14 protein-coding genes and 2 tRNA genes are annotated in these 24,109 nt (G+C 38.8%); 4 read left to right on the top strand and 12 right to left on the bottom strand.

Translation table 11 applies throughout. From position 1 onward, the window contains the following. Window positions 1–8 precede the first annotated feature (8 nt). The 5 genes from FHS60_RS07610 to FHS60_RS07630 are packed head-to-tail and all read right to left on the bottom strand — an operon-like array spanning window position 9 to window position 5,422. Complete coding sequence (locus FHS60_RS07610) at window positions 9–1,451, bottom strand: RapZ C-terminal domain-containing protein (protein WP_183697232.1); 1,443 nt, start codon at window positions 1,449–1,451, stop codon at window positions 9–11. A 7-nt stretch (window positions 1,452–1,458) separates the two neighbouring features. Continuing rightward, entirely contained in the window at window positions 1,459–2,658 is a 1,200-nt protein-coding gene (locus tag FHS60_RS07615) for an ABC transporter permease (RefSeq protein ID WP_183697236.1), read from the bottom strand. Between the two features lie 3 nt (window positions 2,659–2,661). After that, complete coding sequence (locus tag FHS60_RS07620; RefSeq protein WP_009348275.1) at window positions 2,662–3,306, bottom strand: ATP-binding cassette domain-containing protein; 645 nt, start codon at window positions 3,304–3,306, stop codon at window positions 2,662–2,664. Between the two features lie 11 nt (window positions 3,307–3,317). Beyond that, complete coding sequence (locus tag FHS60_RS07625; protein ID WP_183697239.1) at window positions 3,318–4,694, bottom strand: DUF4836 family protein; 1,377 nt, start codon at window positions 4,692–4,694, stop codon at window positions 3,318–3,320. Then, window positions 4,691–5,422 (bottom strand): 16S rRNA (uracil(1498)-N(3))-methyltransferase, encoded by a 732-nt coding sequence (locus FHS60_RS07630; protein ID WP_183697242.1) that lies wholly within the window; start codon window positions 5,420–5,422, stop codon window positions 4,691–4,693. Before FHS60_RS07630 ends, FHS60_RS07625 begins: the two co-directional genes overlap by 4 nt. A gap of 157 nt (window positions 5,423–5,579) precedes the next feature. Here FHS60_RS07630 and FHS60_RS07635 point away from each other — a divergent pair, with 157 nt between their 5' ends. Both FHS60_RS07635 and FHS60_RS07640 read left to right on the top strand, forming a co-directional pair. Beyond that, window positions 5,580–6,119: a TlpA family protein disulfide reductase gene (locus FHS60_RS07635; RefSeq protein WP_183697245.1), complete on the top strand. Its 540-nt coding sequence runs from the start codon at window positions 5,580–5,582 to the stop codon at window positions 6,117–6,119. A gap of 7 nt (window positions 6,120–6,126) precedes the next feature. After that, window positions 6,127–7,419: an MFS transporter gene (locus tag FHS60_RS07640; RefSeq protein WP_183697247.1), complete on the top strand. Its 1,293-nt coding sequence runs from the start codon at window positions 6,127–6,129 to the stop codon at window positions 7,417–7,419. Window positions 7,420–7,527: 108 nt separating this feature from the next. Here the strand turns inward: FHS60_RS07640 and FHS60_RS07645 are convergent. The 7 genes from FHS60_RS07645 to FHS60_RS07675 form a co-directional block, all read right to left on the bottom strand. Then, window positions 7,528–7,600 (bottom strand) — tRNA-Lys (locus tag FHS60_RS07645). Window positions 7,601–7,738: 138 nt separating this feature from the next. Continuing rightward, window positions 7,739–7,811 (bottom strand) — tRNA-Lys (locus FHS60_RS07650). Window positions 7,812–7,967: 156 nt separating this feature from the next. After that, a complete protein-coding gene (locus tag FHS60_RS07655) occupies window positions 7,968–8,906 on the bottom strand; it encodes an N-acetylmuramoyl-L-alanine amidase-like domain-containing protein (RefSeq protein WP_244957469.1) in 939 nt (312 codons plus the stop codon). Window positions 8,907–9,155: 249 nt separating this feature from the next. After that, entirely contained in the window at window positions 9,156–11,210 is a 2,055-nt protein-coding gene (gene htpG / locus FHS60_RS07660; RefSeq protein ID WP_183697250.1) for a molecular chaperone HtpG, read from the bottom strand. A gap of 312 nt (window positions 11,211–11,522) precedes the next feature. Beyond that, window positions 11,523–18,953: a T9SS outer membrane translocon Sov/SprA gene (gene sov / locus FHS60_RS07665; protein WP_183697253.1), complete on the bottom strand. Its 7,431-nt coding sequence runs from the start codon at window positions 18,951–18,953 to the stop codon at window positions 11,523–11,525. Between the two features lie 19 nt (window positions 18,954–18,972). Next, a complete protein-coding gene (gene ruvA, locus FHS60_RS07670) occupies window positions 18,973–19,560 on the bottom strand; it encodes a Holliday junction branch migration protein RuvA (protein ID WP_183697256.1) in 588 nt (195 codons plus the stop codon). Between the two features lie 53 nt (window positions 19,561–19,613). Further along, window positions 19,614–20,915 (bottom strand): alpha-L-fucosidase, encoded by a 1,302-nt coding sequence (locus FHS60_RS07675; protein ID WP_183697259.1) that lies wholly within the window; start codon window positions 20,913–20,915, stop codon window positions 19,614–19,616. 267 nt (window positions 20,916–21,182) lie between these two features. Here FHS60_RS07675 and FHS60_RS07680 point away from each other — a divergent pair, with 267 nt between their 5' ends. Both FHS60_RS07680 and FHS60_RS07685 read left to right on the top strand, forming a co-directional pair. Next, window positions 21,183–22,391, top strand: a complete 1,209-nt coding sequence (locus FHS60_RS07680; protein WP_183697262.1) for a pyridoxal phosphate-dependent aminotransferase — start codon at window positions 21,183–21,185, stop codon at window positions 22,389–22,391. A 2-nt stretch (window positions 22,392–22,393) separates the two neighbouring features. Then, on the top strand, window positions 22,394–23,641 hold the full coding sequence (locus tag FHS60_RS07685) for an ABC transporter permease (protein WP_183697265.1): 1,248 nt from the start codon (window positions 22,394–22,396) through the stop codon (window positions 23,639–23,641). Window positions 23,642–24,109 lie beyond the last annotated feature (468 nt).

Here is a 24,109-nt window from a genome sequence, read left to right on the forward strand (position 1 = left end):
GGGAATAATTATTTCAGTATTTGCGTGATGCCTTGTTCTCGGTGGCAGAGGCGTACTTCGACCCCAAACTTATTATGTATGTGTTCGGCAACGTGTTGTGCAGAGTAGACACTACGATGCTGTCCGCCCGTGCAACCAAAGCAGACCATAAGATGCGTAAAGTCGCGTTCGATATATCGGTTTACATGAAAGTCAACCAGTGCATACGCGTGTTCTAAGAAAGGTAGAATTTCTCCATCTTCTTCAAGAAATTGTATTACGGGGGCATCCAATCCTGTAAGTTGTTTGTAGCGTTCGTAGCGACCAGGATTGTGTGTGGATCTACAATCGAAGTAATAGCCTCCACCATTGCCACTCTCATCGGCTGGTAGCCCTTTTTTATAGCTAAAGCTCCATACACTTACGATAAGTTTGTTTTTAGAAACTTTTACCCTCTCGTTGGCTTTGTTATATGCTGGTAATTCTGTTAAACGACGTAAGATCTTATTGAGGAATTTATATTTTTTTGTGACATTATTGTCGAGCAATAAACGGAGATTCTTGAGAGCAGGAGGAATACTTTGCAGAAAGTGTTGTTTATGTTCGAAGAGTCCACGTAGCCCGTATGCTCCAAGCACTTGGAGTTGGCGGAAAAGTACAAAGTGTGGTAGTCGTTTTGTATAGTCTTTTGCAATTCCTGAAGAAATGTGCTGTAATTCTTCAAGATATGTTTTAATGGCATCTTGGCGAAGTTCGGCTCCGTATTTTGCAGAAGCTTGCCAAAGAAAGGAAGAAATGTCGTATTGTAAGGGGCCAGCTTTGCCTCCTTGGAAGTCGATAAAATAGGGCTTACCTTCTTTGAGCATTACATTGCGCGCTTGGAAATCACGATAGAGGAAAAAGTGTGGGGTATTGGTGCAGAGATCCGCTGCAAACTGTTCTAAATCGCGCTGTAGTAAAACTTCATCAAAATCTATATCTGTAGTTTTGAGAAAGCAATATTTGAAATAGTTTAAGTCAAACATCACCGACTCTATATTAAAGTGAGTAGGAGCAATGAGTTGAGTATAATCTAATCCTTCATTTCCTTCGATTTGGAAATGAGGAAGTATTTTAATTGTTCTCTTGATGAGTTCTATTTCTTCTTGATTATAATCTCCGTTAGCCTCTCGTCCTCTCCGCAGGGCAGAAAATAGAGACGTATTGCCTAAATCTTCCTGCAAATATCTGCTTTCATCTTCAGAAACCGCATAGATTTCTGGGACAGGAAGATTCTTTTCCTTAAAATGACGTGAGAGATATAAAAAACTGTGGTTCTCTCTTTGTGATGTACCAATAACTCCAATACAAGTAGTTCCATCGTCGGCTGTTAAACGGAAGTATTTGCGATTACTTCCAGCTTGTGCTAATGGTTCACATGAGGCGGGAGTTTTCCCAGAGTATTGTTTATAGAGTTGGATGAGTTGTTGCATATGGTGTTTAGTCTTTACGATACCAAATCTTCAGAATCTTTTTTCTGATGGCCAATGAGTTGATGATGCTTACCAAGGAGAAAATGGAGAGGCCAGAAAGAATGGCAGGAAGTAGTGTTTGAGTATGTACTTGGGGGAAGATGAGTTCTATCATTCCCAGATAATAATTGCGACATACAAGGAGCAAGATAAACGCAAAGATAAGGACCGCTGCGTTCATGCCCAAAGTGAGCATCTGATAAGGCTTGCTAACATGTTGTGGACTATAGCCGATGAGCAGTAGGTTCTCTAGTTTTGTACTATTCTTTTGAACTAGTAGATAAATACTAAGCATAAGGATGTAGAAACTCAAGATACTTACGAGCAGTCCAACGAGCATAACAAGGCTAATAATGACTTTCAAGAAATAGGTAGCTTTGCCTGCATCCAACTTGTTGTCTTCTACATCGTAGCCTTTCTTTTGCATATATTTAGCAATACCTTCGTCCGTCGGGGTATGGACTTCTACTATAACGCGGGAAGGATCTTCTGTTTTTCCTGGTTCAAATTTTTCATTGCTCCAGTCTATAAATGCTTTTGGAACAAGGATAGTGTTGATTCTGTTGGAGAAACCAAGTATCTTACCTTTGAATTGTGCGTGTTGGCCATTAGCGTTGATATATATCTGCATATTGATAAGCCCTACAAGCCCATCGCTCACTTTGGGTAAGCCACGACTCTGCGCGAAGCCAAAGTTGTACAGCGCAATGTAAGTACGCGGCATGATGATGGGGACTTCTGTTTCGCCAGGTTTATATGTCCATGCCTCTTTCGGAGTATCTACGAAACTGTCGGGAACAGCCTCGAAGAACATATCCGTTTGGAAAGGAGTAGCACCACTCATACTCATAGCTGCATTTACTTTGTATTGCGAAGTCGTGAAGGGAGCAGCACGTTTTGCAAAGGGTTGTTTCTCAATATCCTTTATTTCGTACTCGCTAAAGGAGTTCCCATGTCCGCTAAGTGTCCCTACCGTTGTGATATGCTTAGATAAGACAAGATAGTTTGCATTGATAAAGCTATCTTCTTGATTGAATACAGGAATAACGTCTTTATAGAATTGAATGCCAAGCATCACAACCCACATACCAAAGAGATTGGCAAAAAAGAAGCCTACTAATTGGCTGAGGCTAATATGCTGGCGAAGAAGTTTCCACACTAAATCCATAACTTACAGTCTAAATGTCTTGTCGTAGTTGAGTTGCATATGTTTACCTATGCTAGTAATGATGACTCCAGCCCCTTGTTTGTGTGCTTCTTTCATCATAATTTCTCCCATAATACTTGAGTTGTGATCGTCAAGGTGACTAATGGGCTCATCGGCAAAGAGAAAATCAAACGGCTGAACAAGAGCGCGGATTAAAGCTACGCGCTGTTGCTGGCCAAAACTCATTCTTCCAATTTTAGTGTTTGTTTTATCGGCAATATCAAGCATCTCAAACCATTCGTTGATTTGTTTTTCAGTTTTGAAGTCTGTTAGCCTATTTTTTATCTGTACGTTTTCCATTGCTGTCAGTTCGGAGAATAAACGTAGCTCTTGAAACAGATGGCTGATATGTTTTTTGCGAATATCTACCCAGTTGGATACGCTAAATTGCTGAGTGTCCTTATCGTCAAACGTAAGTTGTCCAGAAAAGTCCTGCCGATAACCCAAAATATAAGAGCAAAGTGTAGACTTTCCTGTACCCGACATTGCTTCTACAAGATAGAGCTGCCCTTTTTCAAAAGATAATTCATGTTTCCAAACTTCACTCTTGAGGTCTGTACGTTGAGAGAAAACATGCGGAAGGACATTGTTTAGTTTTATAGTGTTCATTTGTGAGAATCTTATTTAATCTCTAATGTTACTTTCCGGTTTGTCAGCACTTTGTAAGTTAATGTTGTATGGTTCTTAAAGATGGTTGCAAAGAAGTCTTTTGTGGTCCCTGTAACGCAGGGCTGCTGCAATAGCTCCTTAAGATTGACACGAAAATACTGCCGACAACCTATGGCTTCGTTTGCTACATCCTTTCCCTTATCTGTACTAATTGACTGATTGGACTTGAAGAATAATAGATTTTTATCTTGTCCGAAGAACAGTTCTTTTTCCTTTGATTTTAAGCAATAAGTGTTTCTGGCTTTTGTAAGTGTTACATCGCTTTGTTGTTTCGCCTTTTCAATCCAAGAAGCAGCATTAGACATTAAGTCCTTATTGCTGGTTTCCGCTTGTAAAGAGAAGGATGGTGTCATGTCTTTACTAAGATGCGTGATGAGTAAGGATGTATTGCCATTGATGTTTTGTAGCAAAGAATTTGCTTCGATTGTTCGATTTAACCCTTGTAATACTTGGTTGAATGTGGCATCTTGTCGTAAAAGTTCAAATAGCTGATTTCCTTTTGTCCGGGACGCGAGGAAGAAAAGGCTGTTTTCAGAAATATAGCTGGGATGTACTTGGGAAATAGGTGGGTTTTGGCACTCAAAAGCTTTATAGGCTGCTAATGTTTCTTCTGTATCGCTGGTTATCTCTCCAGCTAATTGTGTACTCTTTCCTAAATTTATGCCAGCAAAAAGGCTGAAAGCAGAAGGATCTATGTCCGAAGGAACATCAAGTCGGAATAGAAGGCTAAAAGGTGTGGGAAGCGCGTCAAGAGTTGAGAAGAGTTTGATATCGCCTTCCTGCTTTTCCATCACAGTGCACTTGTCGGTGCGAATAAAACTATCGCTGCGTCGAAAATCAAAGAGTTTCGAAATGGTTTGTGTAAGCATATCTTGTTCCTGAATGGTCCCAGGACCAAGTATCATTAAGGTCTGACTATTCCACGCCATTTGCCAGCCCGCGTTGAGCCATGTCCAGTTTAAGTTATTATTCTTTCTTGACGCCATGCACTTGTGTTCTTTGAATAAGCGCAGAATATTTGCTGCAATCTCCTGCTCATTTGTCACTTGTGCAACGAAGCCTATATATTCATTAGGTGTAATGAAAGCATACAAAGGCTTGGTGAGGTCTATACCACTTGCTTGTATCCCCCAATACTCTGCAAGAGAAGATACCACCTCTTGTGCTTTTTGAGTTTCTATTTGTACAACGGCTTTGGCCTCATCGGGAATACAATCTTTATAGGACTTTGGAGCAAAGAAGTAATAGTAGATTCCAATTACAACAATGGTTAACGCAATGAAAGGTAGAATAATGTGCGTAAAAAGTTCTTTAGATGGCTTTTTCATAATCTTTTTGCTAAATACATAAGGTGTACGGCAACAAGGGCGGCAGTTTCTGTTCGCAACCTACTTTCTCCCAACGAAATAGATTGGAAACCTGCATTAATGGCCTTTCTTACTTCGTCAATGCTAAAGTCGCCTTCAGGACCGATAAGGACTTGTGTGCCCTCCTCTGTTTTAACAATTTGCCCGAGGAAAGATTTTTCTGTCGATTCGCTTATATCTGATTCAAGATAGCAATGAGCAATAAAGCGTTGTCCTTGGAAAGGTTTTGCAATAAACTTATCAAAGTTCATCATTTCTTCGATTGTCGGTTTTGTTGCTTTATGGCTCTGTTTCATTGCAGCAATAACAATTTTTTCAATGCGTTCGGACTTGACGATATGTCGTTCTGAATTGTCGCAGTTTAGGAAAGAAATTTTGTCTACGCCTATTTCTGTTGCCTTTTCTACTAGCCATTCTATGCGGTCAATACTCTTGGTTGGAGCAACAACCAAATGTATGCTTCCTTTCCAGAGTTTTTTTTCTGGATAGGTGTTAATGATTTTGATTTTACAATGTTTTTGAGAAGCCAGCGAAAGCTCTGCATCGTAGAAAGTTCCTTTCCCATCAGTGATGAGTAGCTGTTGTCCTTCTTTTAGGCGAAGAACCCGAATGGCATGTATTGCCTCCTCAGTAGGAAGTTCTTGCGTCTGTTCGATATCTGGAGCATAAAATAAGTGTACTTCTTTCATTGAAATATTATCATTGTTACAAACACAAAAGTACAGTAAAGGCTAGAGATTACAAAGGAAATTCAGGGGTTTTGTTTTGTCCGTTACAGACTTTCCATTACATTTGCTACGAAATAATGCAGATGGATAGTATGAAAGTCCATATGTTTGAAACTTTATGTGTCGATTATTAACAGTATTCTTTATAGTAATTATGTCCTTTTCAGGCATTTCTCCCGCTTTTAGTGACTCTATAGAGCGTGATACTGGTGAAATTCTGAAAGAGGGGGACACGCTCCCTTCGTTTTCTTTATCTATGCTGAAAGACTATGTGATAAATTCTTTCGGAGATAAAGAGATACCTTTTGTTATTGTATTTTTTAACACGAAATGTTCTGACTGTAAGAAAGAATTGCCCGTCATCCAAAAGTTTTACGCTCGCCATTTGCGCGATCTTCAACTCGTGTGTGTCAGTCGTGACTTTAAAGGGGAATATCAGTCTGAAGAAGATATAAGCAACTACTGGAAAGCCAATCATTTTACTATGCCCTTTGTAGTACAAACTGACAGGACTCTTTATGATCAGTTTGCTCGCTTTGGTATTCCTCGTGTATATATAGCAGATTCAGAGCGTATCATACGAAAAACCTTTGTAACTAAAGTTTCGTATAGACAATTATGTAATGCGTTGAAATCTATCAATAGAAAAAATAACTAACATCATCATGAATAATAATTTAGCTTTGAAATCACGCTTTGTCGTGATGAATTTCTTGGAATTTGCCGTTTGGGGAGCTTATCTGACCTCCATGGGCAGTTATTTAGTTAATGTAGGTCTTGCGCGTGATATAGCGTGGTTCTATGCAGTGCAAGGCGTTGTTTCTATATTTATGCCAGGCCTCATGGGAATCATTGCAGACCGTTGGATTCCTGCTCAGCGTCTCCTTGGTTTGTGTCATTTGATTGCTGCTGTTTTTATGGGAGCAGCAGGTTTTTATGGTTTAGGAGCAGCTGAAAACGTGCAAATGCCGATATTATTTAGTCTCTATACTATAAGCGTTGCTTTCTATATGCCAACATTGGCATTGTCGAATAGTGTGGCTTTTACAGGTTTGACCAATGCAGGAATGGATACTATTCGTGATTTCCCGCCCATTCGTGTTTTTGGAACAATTGGTTTCATCTGTACGATGGTCAGTGTGGATTTATTAGGTTTCCAAAATACAAGCAATCAGTTCTTGGTTAGTGCTGGATTAAGTTTGCTTCTTGCTCTCTACGCTCAGTCTCTCCCAGCTTGTCCTACCAGTAAGGGCGAAGAGAAGAAGTCAATTGTTGAGGCTTTAGGCTTGAATGCTTTCTTTCTCTTCAAGCAGAAGCGAATGGCCATATTTTTTATTTTCTCAATGCTTTTAGGTGTTTCATTACAAATAACCAATGGTTTTGCAAATCCTTATATTCAGGCTTATGGTCATTTGCCTGAGTTTGCAGATACATTTGGAGCACAGCACGCAAATATTCTTATCTCTATTTCTCAAATCAGCGAGACGTGTTGCATTCTTCTGATACCATTTTTCATGAAGCGTTTTGGCATCAAAACTGTTATGCTGATAGCGATGGCTGCTTGGGTCTTCCGTTTTGGCCTTTTTGGCATAGGTAATCCAGGTGATGGAGTTTGGATGTTTATGCTTTCTATGCTTGTTTATGGTGTAGCTTTCGACTTCTTTAATATCAGTGGAGCTTTATTTGTTGATAGAAATACTAGTCCTAGTATTCGGAGTTCAGCACAGGGACTATTTATGATTATGACCAACGGACTAGGTGCCACTATTGGTACTCTCAGTGCTCAGCAGGTTATCAATCATTTTGTTTACGATCTTCCTCATACTGCGACTGGGCTAGAGGTCATTGCTGGCTGGAAGATGAGCTGGCTTATATTTGCAGGTTATAGTCTGTGTGTACTTCTTTTGTTTTGGCTTGCTTTTTCAGAGCATAAACAAGTGAAAGTAACGGATAACTAAAGGGTATGGTTTTATACGGCAAAGCCACTTTGCGTTGCAAGGTGGCTTTGTTTTTTTGTAGTGGTAGAAATAAAAAATAAGGAGAACAACTAAAGTTGCTCTCCTCTGTACACCGCCAGGGATTCGAACCCTGGACCCACTGATTAAGAGTCAGTTGCTCTACCAACTGAGCTAGCAGTGCATTTTGCAATCACTCTATTTCTGAATTGCGAATGCAAAGGTATAAGTTTCTTCCGAAGTGACCAAGAAAAGAGTAAAAAACTTATAATCTTATTTTAGAAATAAAAATAAGGAGAACAACTAAAGTTGCTCTCCTCTGTACACCGCCAGGGATTCGAACCCTGGACCCACTGATTAAGAGTCAGTTGCTCTACCAACTGAGCTAGCAGTGCATTTTGCAATCACTCTATTTCTGAATTGCGAATGCAAAGGTATAAGTTTCTGAGAAAACTACCAAGTGTTTTCTTGTCTTTTTGAAAAGATTTTTTGCTCTGTTTTTTCAAGGTGCTGATAATCTGTTGGTAGATGCCTTTACCTTTTTCTTCAAGTTATATCTGTTTATCTTTCTTCAAGCGCAAAACTCGAATGCCAATGCTGGAAGGGTGTTCTTTGAGGTATTGATAGAGTGTCTTAGGCTCTTCCACAACCTTGTGATGAATGCTAGAGGCATTAAGGAGATGAAGTTTGCCATCTTTTCCCCAAACTGCAAAGCCGAGATGAGAATAGTCTATTCCTTTTTTTGTTGTAACGATGGCTATGATGTCACCATCGTGGATAACACTTAGTTCTTTTTTTGACAGACAGGTATTTTTTTCGGGTAGATATAATCCATCTGGTCCATTTCCGGATTTTTCCATGGTGCGGATACTGTCGACCCATTCTGGGTGTGCTTTAAGAAACTTGTATTTTGAAGAGTTTTGGCTCATATAGTAGTTCTGCACATTGACATTTGCTGTGAAATACTTAGTGTCTGTAATATCTTTAATAATGCCTTTATTCATATTGTCGTGCATCCACCATGAAAAGTAATGATTTCTAGAGAGATAACCATCCATCTTACCCTTGTTATATCGGATGAGCTCAAGATTTTGGCAATAGTCTGTAAAATTTTTTTCGCTCTTTCTCTGAGTGATAGCGAGTGCTAATACGGTTTCCACAAGAGTTGTACAATCAAGTTGTGTCAGGTTGACAACTAATTGTTCGGGGTCAGCAATCTCCAGCGTAGAAGCAACGTATGGAATATTGATAAATTTTCTTGCGAACCAAAGAATGTCATTTCCCTTTGCAGGACTAGAGAGGAACTCTACAATTTTTATGGAATCCTGTGGTGAGAAGACGACCTTTGTTAGGTCGTATGTGTTGGAAGAACTTGTGATCTCCTTTATGTTTTTCTCTGTTTCTTCTTTTTTAATGTTGATGCTGTTTTTTGTTGTGCCGTTGCAGTTGATAGCTAAGAACGACAGAAGCATTAAAAGTATAAATTTCATATCTGTTTTTGAATCTAAATTTTCTACCTTGCAAAGGTACATTATTGTTGCCACAAAGTCTTCTTGTAGAATATCCTTATTCTATTTCTTAGCATCCTTATCCTATTTATTTATTTCCTTATTGTATTTATGAATAGAAGTATTCTATTTGAGGTAATTTGCAGCTAATTTTTATGGATAATATGGAGGAAAATAAAAGCAGGGAAGTCTACTAAAAACTTCCCTGCTTATTTGAATAAGTTGAATAGATTATTTTATCAGTTCAAGACTTCTCTTTAAGAACTTGCTTAAGGCTTCGCCTTTCAGTAGACCATTTTGTAAGAGAGCAAGGTCAATGAGTTGGGAGATCACAGGATTCATTTCTGCATAGGTTTTTAGAATATTGACTTTCTTGCCGTGTTGAGTAGAAATCTCTTCATTGCAAGTTTTCTTGTCGTTCTTCTGTTCCTCTGTTTGTTCCTCCGGTTTCACATCCTTAGTTTGTTGTTCAAGGATAGCTTTACGAGCCTCTAAACCTTTCAGTTCATTTGCAATCGGTTCTAACTCGGCTTTTGTCTGCTCTGCCATGTTACTGAGAACATTCTTGATGAGCTCGTGATCAGTATTGAGCACTAAGTTGAGCATATTGGGCATATCCTCTGCGAAGCTCATACCTGGCTGAAAGCGTGCAGATTCTTTCATGCGTCGCATATATTCGCTTTGCGTGATAACAACTGGCGAAGCATCTTCGCCCATAGCTTCTGTTGTAATTTGAATCTCTGTTTTTTCAATTTTAGGGAGTACAGCAGAGAAGGCCTCGCAGATGTTCTCTTTTTCATCTGCTGAAAGTTTTGTTGTTTCGGCATCTTCCTTCTGAATGAGCTTGTTGATGGTGTTTCCATCTACACGTAAGAAGCTGCTCTTCTCAAATTTTTGTTCGAGCATCTGTACGAGCGGAGTGTCCAACTGTCCGTCCATTAAGAGAACGCTGTAGCCTTTATTGCGCGCAGTTTCAATGTAGCTGTATTGTTCTTCTAGATTAGTAGCATACAGATAAATAAGCTGGCCGTTCTTATCGGTCTGATTCTCTGTTATGAGTTGCTTGTATTCCTCGTAGGTGAAATATTTTCCTTCTGTATCTTTTAGCAGCGCAAAATCCTTAGCTCGATCGTAGAAATCGGTTTCCGCTAGCATTCCATAATGAATGAAGAGTTTTAGATTGTCCCATTTTTCTTCAAAATCTTTACGGTCGTGCTTGAATATTTGATTCAAACGATCGGAGACTTTCTTCGTGATATAAGAAGAAATTTTCTTCACATTAGCATCACTCTGCAAATAGCTACGACTAACGTTAAGAGGAATATCTGGTGAATCGATAACACCGTGAAGTAGCGTCAAGAAGTCAGGAACGATATTTTCTACCTGATCTGTAACATACACTTGGTTGCAATAGAGCTGAATCTGATTGCGTCGAACGTCAAGGTTGCTCTTAATCTTTGGGAAATAAAGTACGCCTGTGAGGTGGAAAGGGAAATCTACATTTAAGTGAATCCAAAATAAAGGATCGTCATTAGTGGGGTAGAGGTCATGGTAAAACTTCTTATACTCCTCCTCTTTCAGAGAAGTTGGCTGTTTCATCCATAGAGGGTCTACAACATTAACTATGTTGTCTTCCTCTGTGTCAACTTGCTTGCCATCCTTCCATTCGGTCTTTTTGCCACAAGCTATAGGAATGGGCAAGAATCGACAGTATTTTCCTAACAATCGGAGTATTTCGCCCTTCTCGAGAAATTGTTTACAGTCGTCGTCAATATGCAGAATGATGTCAGTACCTCTTTCTTCTTTCTCAGTCTCTAAGATTTCGTAGCTTGGTGTACCATCGCAAGTCCAACGTACAGCTTGTGCGCCTTCTTTATAGCTTCGTGTAACGATTTCTACCTGCTTACTTACCATGAAAGTAGAGTAGAAGCCCAAGCCGAAATGGCCAATAATGGCATTTGCATCATCTTTATATTTATCCAAGAATTCTGTAGCACCAGAAAAAGCAATTTGATTGATATATTTGTCAATCTCTTCAGCATCCATTCCGATACCTCTATCTGAGATTGTCAGAGTTCCAGCTTCTTTGTCTAATTTAACGCGTACAGTTAAATCGCCTAATTCTCCTTTGAATTCGCCTTTTGCAGAAAGCGTCTTCAACTTTTGTGTAGCATCTACTGCGTTTGCAACGACTTCACGAAGGAAGATCTCATGATCTGAGTAAAGAAACTTTTTGATGACTGGGAAAATGTTCTCAGTAGTAATTCCAATATTTCCTTTTTGCATAATAGTTATAATTTGTTTGGTTCCTTCTTTTGCAAACATTATGCCAAAAGAGAAAGGTTTTAGTTTCGAGGTCATTTCTCTTGTTCTTATTCCCCTTTCGAACTATGTTTATCATGAAAAATACGTATGTACGATTCAATGATAGTTGATGTGTGATTCTTTTGTTTTATATTTGTGTAGTAAGCATTATTGCAAGTACAAAAGATTTTTGTATAGTTGAAAGAAACATTTAGTTTTGCCAGTCTTATTAGAAGAAGTCTCATAGTAAGGGGCTAATGAGACTTCTTTCCTTTGGAGTGTTGTAGCTATTTATCAATGGTTGAGTAAGAATTTAAAACTTAATCCGAAATCTTGAGTCGTTGTTGGGTAGGAACTTGACGTGAGCAATGGATTATTGGTTTGTCGGTTATAATATGCTGTTAGTGTGAGGAACTTCGAAAGGGTATAGTCTGCCGTGAAACTTATTTGCAATGATTTATTCCCACTGGTTGCTTGTGTTAATCCCGTAAGGATATTGCGATTAAGTGCTGCTTGGTTGCGGAATGAGAAATCGAAACGGAGGTTAAGATCGTTACTAAATCCTCCAGTGTTTGCTGTTCTTTGCTGAGTATTTTCCTCGTTTCCTGCAGTTTCGCGGCGTCGTTTACTCTTTACTGTTCGTTTCGGCTGGAAGAGATAAAGATTGTTTACCTTGTATCCCACACCTAAGACAATATCGTTTGAGCGTGATTCATTGATTTGTTGGTTGGTCATCGAGAGTGCCACAACGCGAGTCTTACGCAATTCTAGACGTGTCGAAAGATTGTTTAAGAAAGTCATATCAACACCGATAAGCGGAGAGAAGCTTTCGTTGAGGCTAACAACCGAAATATCGTATTGAGAACTTGGCGTTGGCTGTCCTGTTGTAACATCGTTGACGAAACCGAGTTGTCCCATATATTGCATCCATGATGTGTAGGAATTATAAGCTCCTACGCTAAAGATGCTCTTATAGGAATGGTTCAGATTGAAACTCCTGAAAATTTTCTTCATTGCGTTGAGACGTGATAGACCACCATAACTGATATTCCAATTAGGAAGAATCTTACGTAGCGTGGGGAAAAGTTGTAATCCATCAGATGAGGCTGTATAGGCCTTAAGAAAAGCCGGAATCATTACGTCTGCGGAGTAGGAACTTACTGTACCATTTGCAGAGTTAAAGGTTTGTCCGCTCAGTGAAGTACCATTGGGATATGTAGAACCTATATATTGAGCCTCTACTTGGTTTCTAAATGCTGGTAATGAGGCTATGAATTTGCGGAAAGTCTTACTACTATAGCTATTGCGCGCATTTCCAAAACTTTCAAAGGCGGAACTAATTGATATTGTGGTTTGTGTGAATGAGCCTGTTTGAATTGTTGGCATTCCACTGTACATATATTGTATGCTGCGTGCTCGGTTTGTATTGCGAGTAGCTGTAAGATCTATCTTGAAATCACGGAAAGGTTCAAGTGTTGCACGGAATTGCCAATCTTCAGTAAGGCTGGTAGTGGCTGGAGTAATAATAGAGTCGGACATAACTAGCCAATTTCGATCAGCAGCGCGACGAATATAGTCATCGCCTATTGTGCCAAATGCAAAATCAAGACCTGGATGCAATCTGTTATTAGATGCTTGGCCAAAGAAGTCTCCAATGTTTGGTAAGAATCCGGGTAAACTCATATTATACTTATTGCTATAGCTAGCACTGACGTTTCGAATCATCATTAAGCCACGTGCTACATATTGTCCTACATCGTAGAGAGCTTTGTCTTGAACTTTTTTCTTCGGTGTGACTGTCAACTTTATCTTCGTACTATCGCGTGTGAGGATTAAGATGCGATCGGCGTCGAGTATTCTGTACTGAAGTTTTATGCGTTTGCCGTCTTCCGACAGTGCCGTGAGAGTGAATTTCTTTGTTTTCTGATTGTGCAGAATTGTTACCGTGGTGTCTGTTTTCAATTGAACCTCACGTTCAAAGTTCTTCGGTTTATTTTCGCTTTTCTTTTTAGAAGCCTGGTTGGGACGAGAGTTTCCTGAAGCTGAGAATTTGCGGTTGGCATTCTTTAAGAATGGGATATGATTGTAGAGAGTCTCCATGTTGAATCGGGCATTTGCACTGATGTCGCGGCCCATATTGATAGTGTTGCCTAAAGATGTCCCATCTTCTAATTCTGTACCACGAACCCAAGCATAGCTTGATTTGTACGAAGCATCAACTGTAAGCCAATCAAAAATAGGAAAGAGATTGATGGGTAGACGCCAAGAGGCATCAAAATTCTGAGCATAGTTAAGCGGAGTGCCAAACTCTCTGAGGCTTTGCCATATAGAATCTTTCCAAGCTCGATAGCGATCAGGATATAGATCCTTATTAACTGCGGTATAGGGTTGTACGATTTCTGCATTAGTGCCTGAATTAAAATTCATATGTAAGTTCTTTGTGAGATCCCAACGGAGTTGGAAAGAGCGATTCCACAAGAAATCTGAATTCCAAGTGAGCGGGAGGGAATGATTATCGAGATTCTCTAAATCGCGCTCTTGCAATTCATAATATGCTCGTGTAATATCCGAGTTGAATCCTATATTTTGTGGAAGATAGTTTAGGCCAAATCGCTTTAAGATTTGCCACCACTGGCTTCGGCTTTTGATGAACTTTTTGAAGGGTTCAAAGGTTCGGTAGTTGGGCGAATAGTTATAATTGATATTCCATTTCCAATTTTGATCTTTTTCCCAAGTTGTAGTTTCTCCTGTAGTTTCTCTACTGGAATGTGCATAAGAGAAAGAGAAGTTTGCTGGGTCGTAAGGCATTGGGTGGTGACGTGTGGCGATATTAAACCGAACTCCAGTCAGTGAGAAGTTTCTATTTTTTACCACCTTGTCGGCAATAGCCTCTAATTCTTCTCTCTCCGTCTTAGTTGTTAAGCCTCGCAGAGCTTCGTCCATAGGCATATCCGAATCTAAAGGATTGTAGTGAGGCACAGTCTTTTCCTTTGAATACGAATAATACAAGGGGGCATTTAATTTTGTTTTCTCAGGGAGGAGTTTTCCGAGTTGAACATTGGTGGTTACATTGTATTCGTAGAGATTATTGTCACGGCGTTGGGAGACGCTTTCCTCAATACCTCCAAAGCCTTCTGTTTCTATGTGGCTACTAAGATCAATTGTGGCAAGGTCTGACAATTTAATGTTAAGTGCCGCTTGTGCGGCCCATCCTCCTTTATTGGTAAAGTTTTGCAAGCGTAATTCGTTGGCCCAAACTTCTATGTCTTGAACATCACGAGAATTATTTCGCACGCCTATCATGATTGTGCGAATATCTCCTAATGTTGGATTACCCATAACGCTAATTTTATTAGCAGGTTTATTTGTGTCATATTCTGAATAGAGTTGCCCATAAGACGCTAGGCCCAGAGCTTTCTGTTTGTTCCTGTTGCGTTTTGTTGTGGTGAGCGTTGTGAGGTCAATGTCTAGCATATTTTCAATGGGCCATACCTGAAGCGCACCAGCATTGGAGTTAGGATATTGTTTGGGCTGTGTAATGGTCAAAGGTATTTCGTATTCGTAGAAGTTGGACTTATAATCAGAACCTAACCTAATAAAAATACTAATTTGTCCGTTAGAAACAGGGTTTGAACCGGCAAGAGAATTTGCATGGCTAAACATTTGGATATGCTTATATTTGCGCAAATCCAAACTTGTATTTTTGTAGACTGCTTTGGCTGCCCCTGAGGAGAGAGAACGAACAGTAAGTGCCAAACTTTGTTCGTTATTTTGAAGCAGCTGATCATTTCCTGGATCTACAACGCGGCTTATACCAGGAGGAATGACATAGTTGACAGGCTGCTTCTCATTATTTTCTTCGAAGTTTACACTACTTGGTTCGAGAGTTCCACTTCCTGTTGCAGCCCCATGTGTGTAAAGAGGTTGTTCGTATGCTCTCCAATCGCCGCGCACTAAATTAAATGTACCTAATCTCAGAACAACAGGCTTTTCAAAACCTGTGAGGAACATTCGCATAAATCGGATACTAGAAAAGTCACTGATTCCTCCAACGTTGCGCTCGTAGCTTTCTACTGGAATTCGGAAAAGATACCATGTTATTTCAGGGCTGCTTCCATCTCGCAGTTTTGAATTTGTTACACGAGAATCTACGATGAAGTTTTTACCTACAACCATATCGTTAGGAGAGATACTTACATGATATTGGTAATACTTTTCGTATTCATTCATTGTATAATCTGCATTGATATCCTCCGCATCTGGGGTTGTCTTATACGCTGTAGAATATGACTCTGGTGAGTTGTCAGTATCTGCTGAGTTACCATTAGGATTATTAATGTATTTATATCTTTCTAGAATCGTTTTCCGCTCTTTATCGTAGTCGGAGCCGCGGAAATAATGATACCTATCAGCAGAAGGAGCAGCTGCAATACTTTCATAGGCACTTGCTGATACACGTGTTTTGATGGCATCTAAGAATTGACGGTATACAGGAAATGTAGCTTCTTCTGCAGAAGTAAGTCCATTGTAACCAACATCTTGCTTTTCACGTGCACCACTTGCAGTGTTGAATGCGTAGGTCACACTTGTTTGTGAGGGGACACGTCCCCAGGTTGTTTCGGTATAGAGTGAGCTATTACCATCTATAGGCATACCACTCTCATAGAATTTTTTGCCATCTTTCAGAATATCTTCTGAAATCTCACCTAAATTGAAATAGAGATCACCACTAAACGTTGTTCCTGATTGGCGGGCTTTGATAAAAGGATCTTGCATCCAAAACTCAATATATTCAATATTAGATGTTTCAAAATCTGTTTGATCCAAAGAACGCATCAGTCCTCCCCAACGTTTCTGGGGGTTGAGTAGGTGCCCATTAGTGTCCAAGTTTGGATCTAAATTATAAGGTCCACGCTCAGAAGGATAATAGGCTATGTTGAAAATATTCAAATAGCTACTTTCACGTGTATCAACAGATTTGTTTGGGAAAAGATCTGATTTGGGAACTTCACGAACATCTGGATCGGAGAGCTGTGCTAGGTCTCCTTTGATGTAGCTAGGTGTAAGTGAACTATTGCGGCGAGTGAAAAGAGGGTCAATGTAATACCATGCAATTAGTGCACGATTATAGCCATAGCGAATATCATTGTTTAACTGCGATTCGCTAAACATGGAAGGCGTACTGGAAATAACCCAATCTTTAGGATTAGAAATATCAATATTGCTGCTGGTGTTCTCAAAGTCATCAATATAGGAGGCATTACCTTGTGTTCCTTTATTTTTGCCAGCTATAAGCTGTGCAAATTCAGCAGAGAAGTTGATAGAGCTTGGCTCAGTCAGATGTATAAGAGGTAATTTGTCAATGATATTTGTTAACCATTGACTCTGACTCTTGTAGTCCATGTTTAATCCCCAGATAGTATTGTTGAGAGCTTCTGAGCCCATTGAAACTTTTGTTGTCAACGGCTTTTCACTGAGGTGCATCACTGTACCTCCTAGCATAAAATTTCTTGAGAAATCATACTGCCAATTAAGCCCCCATAGTGTCTTGCGTTGTAGGCCATATTCTGTATCACTTTCCAAAGAAATATTGATGGGAGTTCCTGCGTCTAATAGTGATTTATTTAGAATTTTTACCGTACCAGAATAATAATCCACGGTATAGTCTGATCCTTCAACAAGGCGAGCGCCACCAGCTGTAACGACAACAGAACCTCTGGGAACATTGATAGCTCCAAGAGAGATTTCATCTTCGCGTGATGCTTTATATTGGCCTGTAATTAAGAATTTATCTTTTTCTGCAATTTGCTTTGCTACCGTCTTTGTTGAATCGTAGAGCTCTTGAAATACAAATTTTTCAGCAATAGACGTATTATCTATGGCTTTTCCTAGATTTGAACCAAACGGTTCTACAGAGGTGAAAAATACACGTCCGTTTTCAGAGTCGATTGTGTAGCCTTCAATAAAGTCGAAATAAGCATTAGGGTTTCGCTTGTTGTTATTGTCTAGGCGGTCTAAACCAATGAGTTGAATAATCTTCTTATCTTTTAGCTCGTTAACAGGGAGATAATTTAGGTATATCCCGGTGGTATCAGAAAGATATTTAATGTCAAGTCTGAATTTGTCTTTCTGTACATTACTAGCTCCTAGCGCATAAACATTCTTCATCATTAAATCCCAGTTGCCTTGTTCAGGGGTGTTGGCCGTATTTTTTAAAGACTTTACGAAGAGACAATTGGATGAGTTTTTCATGTCAGTTGAAAATTCACCCACTTGATAACTAGTGCCTCGAAAAGTGTACTCAAAGGCAATTGCGAGAACTTGATCTGTTTGTAGAGTACTTTTTAATGAAATGTAACCAAGAGTTTTATTGAGGTTGTATTCTGAAGAACTAAGCAATCGAGCTGATTCTAATTTCTCATAATCAGAACCTCCGCTTAATCCATACCCATCTAGAGTGGCTGTAACAGTGGCAATGTCTCGTGCACCAGATAAACTACTTGTAAGTGTAGAGTATAGAGAATTTGAGTTGTTTGAAGGGTTGGCAATGCTACCTCTGTTCCACAGTGAGTTTTTAGTGTGAGTGTTTTCACCCAAATCTGTGAAAGCAATAATATTTCGTGTGTTTGTTGTCTGCCCTGTTTTGTTGGTTACCCAAATTTCTACTCGATTGATAGTGACACCACTCAAGATATTAGGTAGTTGTGCCATATTCTTGTCATAGTTGTCACGGAAGAAATGCCCTAAAAAGAAGTGACGGCGTTCATCATAATCGTCTGCACTAAATTCATAGTTGCTGAGTTGTACGCCACCATTGGATTTTACGCTTTGTGTAGAACTTTTCTTTTGTGCAAGTATTGTTTGAAGCTTTAATTTCCCAAATTGCAAATCAGTGCGCACACCAAAAAGAGAGGTTGCACCACGCACAAGAGAATTATTTGTGGGCATCGAAACATTTCCTGCTTCGATGAGTTTGATTATTTCGTCTTCTTTTCCTTCATATTGTAGCTTTAATCTTTGGGCATCGAAGTTAAATGTAGCATCAGAGTTATAATTGAAGTCCATGCCCATTTTATCTCCAATTTTTCCATTGACGCTAAGGTTTATCTTTTCGTCAAAGTCGAAGCCAAAGACTTTTCTGTTTCTTTCAGAAAGAGAAGGGTTATCAACGGCGCGAGTGTTAGCACCCAGTTTTAATTCCGCAGTTCCTTGTATTTTTATTCGGACTCCACCAGGACCAAATATTTTGCTTGCTGGGCCTAAATCAAACTTCATGTCAGTGAAGTCGAACTTCTCTTTTCCTTTGCTTTGTGCTTCTTCAGCATTTTTCTTACGAAAAAAATCCCGAAACGATTGGCGAATGAAAGAAGAGTTGGCATCTTCCTCTGTCATCATAAGTGGAGTAGATATCCAGTTCTCTCCCAGTTTTGTTCCAAACTGATAAGTTCCAGTATTCTCATTGTAGAATACACCTGTTGTTAAGTTTTCAGGATCTTTTAGATCTATGGAGGATGAAGTTTTAGGCTTTAAACCCTGTTGAACCGTTTGTTTTACAGGAAAACGAACAGTGTCTGCAGGAGAATTATAAGAGCTGTGCTCTATATTACCTGCTTTTTGAATATTCGTTTTAGCCTCAAAGTAAAGAGGAATAGCATTTCTTGCTGTTATAGAAGTTGTTACTATTACAAGCGATATAATGATTATTTTAGAGATCGGATTTTTCAATGTAGAATGTCCTTATATTTTAAAGCATCTTTAGTGCTAGTTTAATGATACCTTCAATAGTTATGCTGGGATTTTGTTTTGTGATTTCAAGAACAACTTTTTTAGCTGGGGCAGGTGGAAATCCTAGCGTTTGAAGTGCTCCTATAGCTTCTTCAATATCTGCAGAGATGTTAGTTTGTCTTGTTGCAGATGGAGACTGTCCTTCAAACTTCATTACTTTATCTTTCAATTCCACGATAATTCGTTGTGCAGCTTTTGGTCCTATTCCCTTCACACTTTTTAGACTTCTAACATCCTCGTTTTGAATAATTCCAACGAGGTCTTTAGGAGAAAATGCTGAGAGAATCATACGTGCTGTTTGCCCTCCAATTCCACTAATTCCAATTAAGAGACGAAAAAGATTTCGTTCAAAGATGGAATAAAAGCCAAAAAGATTGTGAGCATCTTCTCGAATATCTTCATGTACATATAGCACTCCATCTTCCTTTCCTTGGAGTGCAGAGTATGTGTTGAGAGAAATAAATAACAAGTAGCCTATACCTATGGTTTCTATAATAGCTTCGGCTGGGGTCAGGTTTGTTATTTTTCCTTTTATGTATTCAATCATTTCTACTTCTTTAATTTAATATACAAAAAACGGCTCAAAGGCCGTTTTATTGTTTATTCAATGCGGAGAATGTAATCTGTATTATCTTTCGGGATTGTTATTTCAAAATCTAATATTCCTTTTTTCTGTTTGAAGGGGATTTTAGAATGATCTTTTAAAGTAGTAATTTTCTTTACTTTCTTTGAGAACGGAATAGATATCTTTTGTCTATTTTCCTTTTCACTTAAGAAGTGAAGATAAAGAATGTTCTCTTTCTGAGTTGAAATAATACTATCTCCTTGTATGATATTGCCTGCTGTTGTTCCGTAAATACTCTCCCCGTTCTCTTTGAGCCAACGTCCCATTTGAACTAATCTAGCTAGTGCTGTTTCTGGTAAGTTTCCATCAGGTTGCGGTCCAATATTAAGAAGAAGATTCGCTCCCTTTCCGCTTGTCTTAACAAGTAGTTGAATTAGTTTCTTTGGAGTTTTATAGTTTTGGTCTTTTACTTTATATCCCCACATTCCATTCATTGTTTGGCAAGTTTCGAGGGGTAATCTTCCAATTGTTTGTCCGGATAATCCTGCCTTATTCTCTCCTGGTACATCTCTTTCGAAGATTTGAATATCCTCTCCTTCGAAAGGGTGCTGATGATGATTGTTTCCAATCAAGCATTGCGGTTGCAGGCGGTGTATGTTATCATAAAGTTTATTGAACTGCCAATCAAAAGGAATCGAATCTTCATCATGATCCCACCATCCGTCAAACCAAATAGCTCTGATGTTGCCATAATTGCTAAGGAGTTCTGTTAATTGATTATTCATGAATTGTAGATAACTAGGCCAGTTTCCTGTCTTTGAAGCTTTTTTTCTTTTAGTGCCAAGTCCTGTTCTCCCTAGGGGGTAGTCTTCTCGTGTCCAATCAAGCAGTGAATAGTACAGATGTAAGGCAATACCTTGTTTATGACATTCGTCAGCTAATTCCTTTACAATGTCTTTGCCGTAAGGAGTATTCATTATGTTATAATCACTCTGCTTTGTATTCCATAGGGAAAAGCCATCGTGGTGTCGAGTTGTAAATGTTATGTATTTTGCTCCACTTGCTTTTATCGCCTCTACCCATTTCTTTGCGCTAAAGTTATGAGGGTAGAACGCTTGTGCTGATTTTGCATATTCATGACAATCTATATTTTCATTTGTCATATACCACTCGCCTTGTCCGAAGATGGAATACAAGCCCCAATGAAGGAAAATACCGAACTTCTCATTAGCGAAATCATTTCTAGATTGAATGTTTTCTTGTGTCGGCTTATAGTAGGTCTGCGCAAAAGAGGAAAGGGTGGAAAATAAGAGAATTGCTGTAATAATCTTTTTCATAAGCATCTGACAATTTATCTTTTAAGTGTGAAAAATGAATAGGCTTAATTTCCTACGGGATTAACGAAGAAGACATCTTTGAGTAGAATTTCAATTGTTTCTTTTGCAATATTCTTAAAAAATATTCATAATAGCAAGTGTTTTTTTGATAAATCCCTTTCCGCAGGCATCTTGGCCACAAAGAGTGGTGGACTAAAATGGTTTGTGAAATTTGTATCATAAGGCAATAGTTCGTACATTTGCCTAAACAAAACAAATATTTAAATTATGCTAACAATTTCACAACGTGCAAAGATGATGCCGATGTCGCCCATACGCAAATTGGCACCTTTGGCAGAGCAAGCGAAAGCTCGTGGAATCAAAGTATATCATCTAAATATAGGTCAGCCAGATCTACCTACTCCTAAAGAAGGCTTAGAGGCTTTGAAGCACATCACTCGTACGACATTAGAATACAGTCCTAGTGAAGGCTTTTTTTCTTATAGAGAGAAACTAACTCATTATTATGATAAGTATAATATATCTCTTTCTCCAGAAGAGATTATAATAACTACAGGGGGCTCAGAGGCCGTTCTCTTTGCTTTTATGACTTGTTTGAATCCAGGAGATGAGATTATAATGCCAGAGCCTGGGTATGCAAATTATAAATCATTTGCAATAGCGGCAGGAGCAAAGATTAAAACTATTGCAACCACCATAGAGGAGGGATTTGCTTTACCTAAGGTAGAAGAATTTGAAAAGCTAATCAATCGGCACACTAAGGCTATAATGATTTGCAATCCTAACAATCCAACGGGGTATTTGTACACGCGTCGTGAAATGAATCAGATCCGAGATTTGGTTAGTAAGTATAATCTGTATTTATTTAGTGATGAAGTTTATAGAGAGTTCATATATACTGGCTCGCCCTATATTAGTGCTTTTCACCTTGAAGGGGTAGAACAAAATGTCATATTGATTGATTCTGTTTCTAAGCGTTATAGTGAATGTGGTATTCGTATTGGAGCGTTGATTACAAAGAACGAAAAGGTACGCGAAGCTATAATGAAGTTTTGTCAAGCACGTTTGAGTCCTCCTCTCTTAGGACAGATTGTTGCAGAGGCTTCTATGGATGCAGGGCCAGAATATAGTATGGCTTGTTATGAAGATTATGTGGAGCGGCGTAAGTGTTTGATTGATGGGCTTAATAGGATTCCTGGAGTATATTCTCCAATACCAATGGGAGCTTTCTATACGGTTGCTAAGCTACCAGTAGATGATGCTGAGAAGTTTTGCGCTTGGTGCTTGACAGATTTTGAATATGAAGGAGAAACGATAATGCTGGCACCAGCTGCAGGATTCTATGTTACGCCAAATGCAGGGCACGATGAGGTCCGAATTGCCTATGTTTTGAAAAATGCAGATTTGCATCGCGCGCTGCTGATACTCCGTAAGGCTTTGGAAAGTTATAATCAAAAAAATAAAGCGTCTATTTAAATATGAATCTTTTTTTAGCCAGTCGTTTCTTTAGAAATAATTCGCAAAAGAAACGGAAGGCATCTGTTCCAGCCATTCATATTGCAACTTTAGGTGTTGCTTTAGGTTTGGTCGTGATGATTTTGAGTGTATGTGTTGTTCGTGGCTTCAAGTTTGAAATCACAAAGAAACTCACGGGGTTTGCTTCGCATATAGAGGTCTTGGATATGAATTCTTTTAGTTCTCCAGAAAGCTATCCTATATCTGTTAATTCGCAGTTGATTTCTAAAATTTCTCATCTTCCAAATGTTGAGAAAGTTCAATATTTCTCTGAGAAAATGGGGATACTCAAGACTGAAAATGATTTCCAAGTAGTAAGTATCAAAGGGCTAGGAGAAAACTATGACACCTCTTTCATTGCTCAAAGTATCATTTCGGGAAAATTACCTCAAATTAGTGATAATACTCTCTCGAATGATGTCGTCATTTCAAAAATAATGAGTGATGCTCTAAACCTACACGTGGGTGACAGAGTTTTTGCTTACTTTTTTGAGAATACTGTGAAGATGCGTCGTTTTAGAGTTGCGGCAATATACCAGACAAATTTGAAGCAGTTTGACAAAGCTTTTGTTTTGACAAATCAGGTTTCCGTAAATCAACTGAATGGATGGAAAACAGCCCAAACCAGTTGTTTAGAAATTCGACTGAATAATATGGGAGCTATGGCTAATGCTACATTCCAAATAAGATCCTTGCTAAAGAATCTTCCTGATAATCAAGCAGAGTCTTATTATGTGCTACCTTTGACTGAAAATCCACGAACAGCTAGCGTACTGAACTGGTTGGGACTTTTGGATATGAATATCTGGGTTATCTTAATCCTTGTAGCTCTTGTTGCAGCTTTCTCAATGATTAGTGGACTTTTGATATTGATTTTAGAGCGGACCAATACAATTGGTGTGTTGAAAGCTATGGGGGCAACTAATGCTCGAGTTCGGCATATCTTTTTGTTGTATGCTTTAATGATAGTAGGGCGTGGCCTTCTTATTGGTAATGCAGTGGCACTAATTTTAGTTTGGATTCAATCTCAGTTTGGAATAATTAAGTTGGATCCCGCAACATACTATGTATCCACAGTTCCTGTAGATGTAAATATTTGGATAATACTATTGCTAAATGTTGCAACCTTATTGATAACATTGTTGGCTATGTTAGGTCCAAGTTTTATGATAAGTAGAATTCAGCCTGCCAAGGCTATTCGAACAGAATAAAGCATAAAGTCCATATCACAATGAGGATATGGACTTTATTATTTGTTTCTAGCAAATATTTATCCTAGACTTTAGAGATGAATAAACCTTTATAGTTATTTCCTATAAGTTAGTTTGTGAATACTCTTATAGCGTTTGGAAATATCCTTATTGTGTCAGCTGAAGCAATAAAGCTGTCAGTTGATAGTCTTATTGTGTTGTTTCCTTTTAATTCTGAGGGTAAGTAGATAGGAGAGGGGAGGATTTGAAAAAATTAAAGGTGTATTTGTTATTTTAGACTCAATACAATAAAGATTTAAACTAAATAGCCCCTTTTGTTGATTCTAATAATTGTGCGGAATGTTTTTTGAAGAAAAAACATATACATAATGTTCGAAAATGCTGAGTATTATGTTCTGATTTAAGATCTTGCTAATGTCCTTTCGAGTGGCTGTTTTATGGAATTTCAGTCTGTTCAAAACTATCATT

It is taken from the genome of Alloprevotella rava, from assembly GCF_014195585.1.
GTDB lineage: Bacteria > Bacteroidota > Bacteroidia > Bacteroidales > Bacteroidaceae > Alloprevotella > Alloprevotella rava.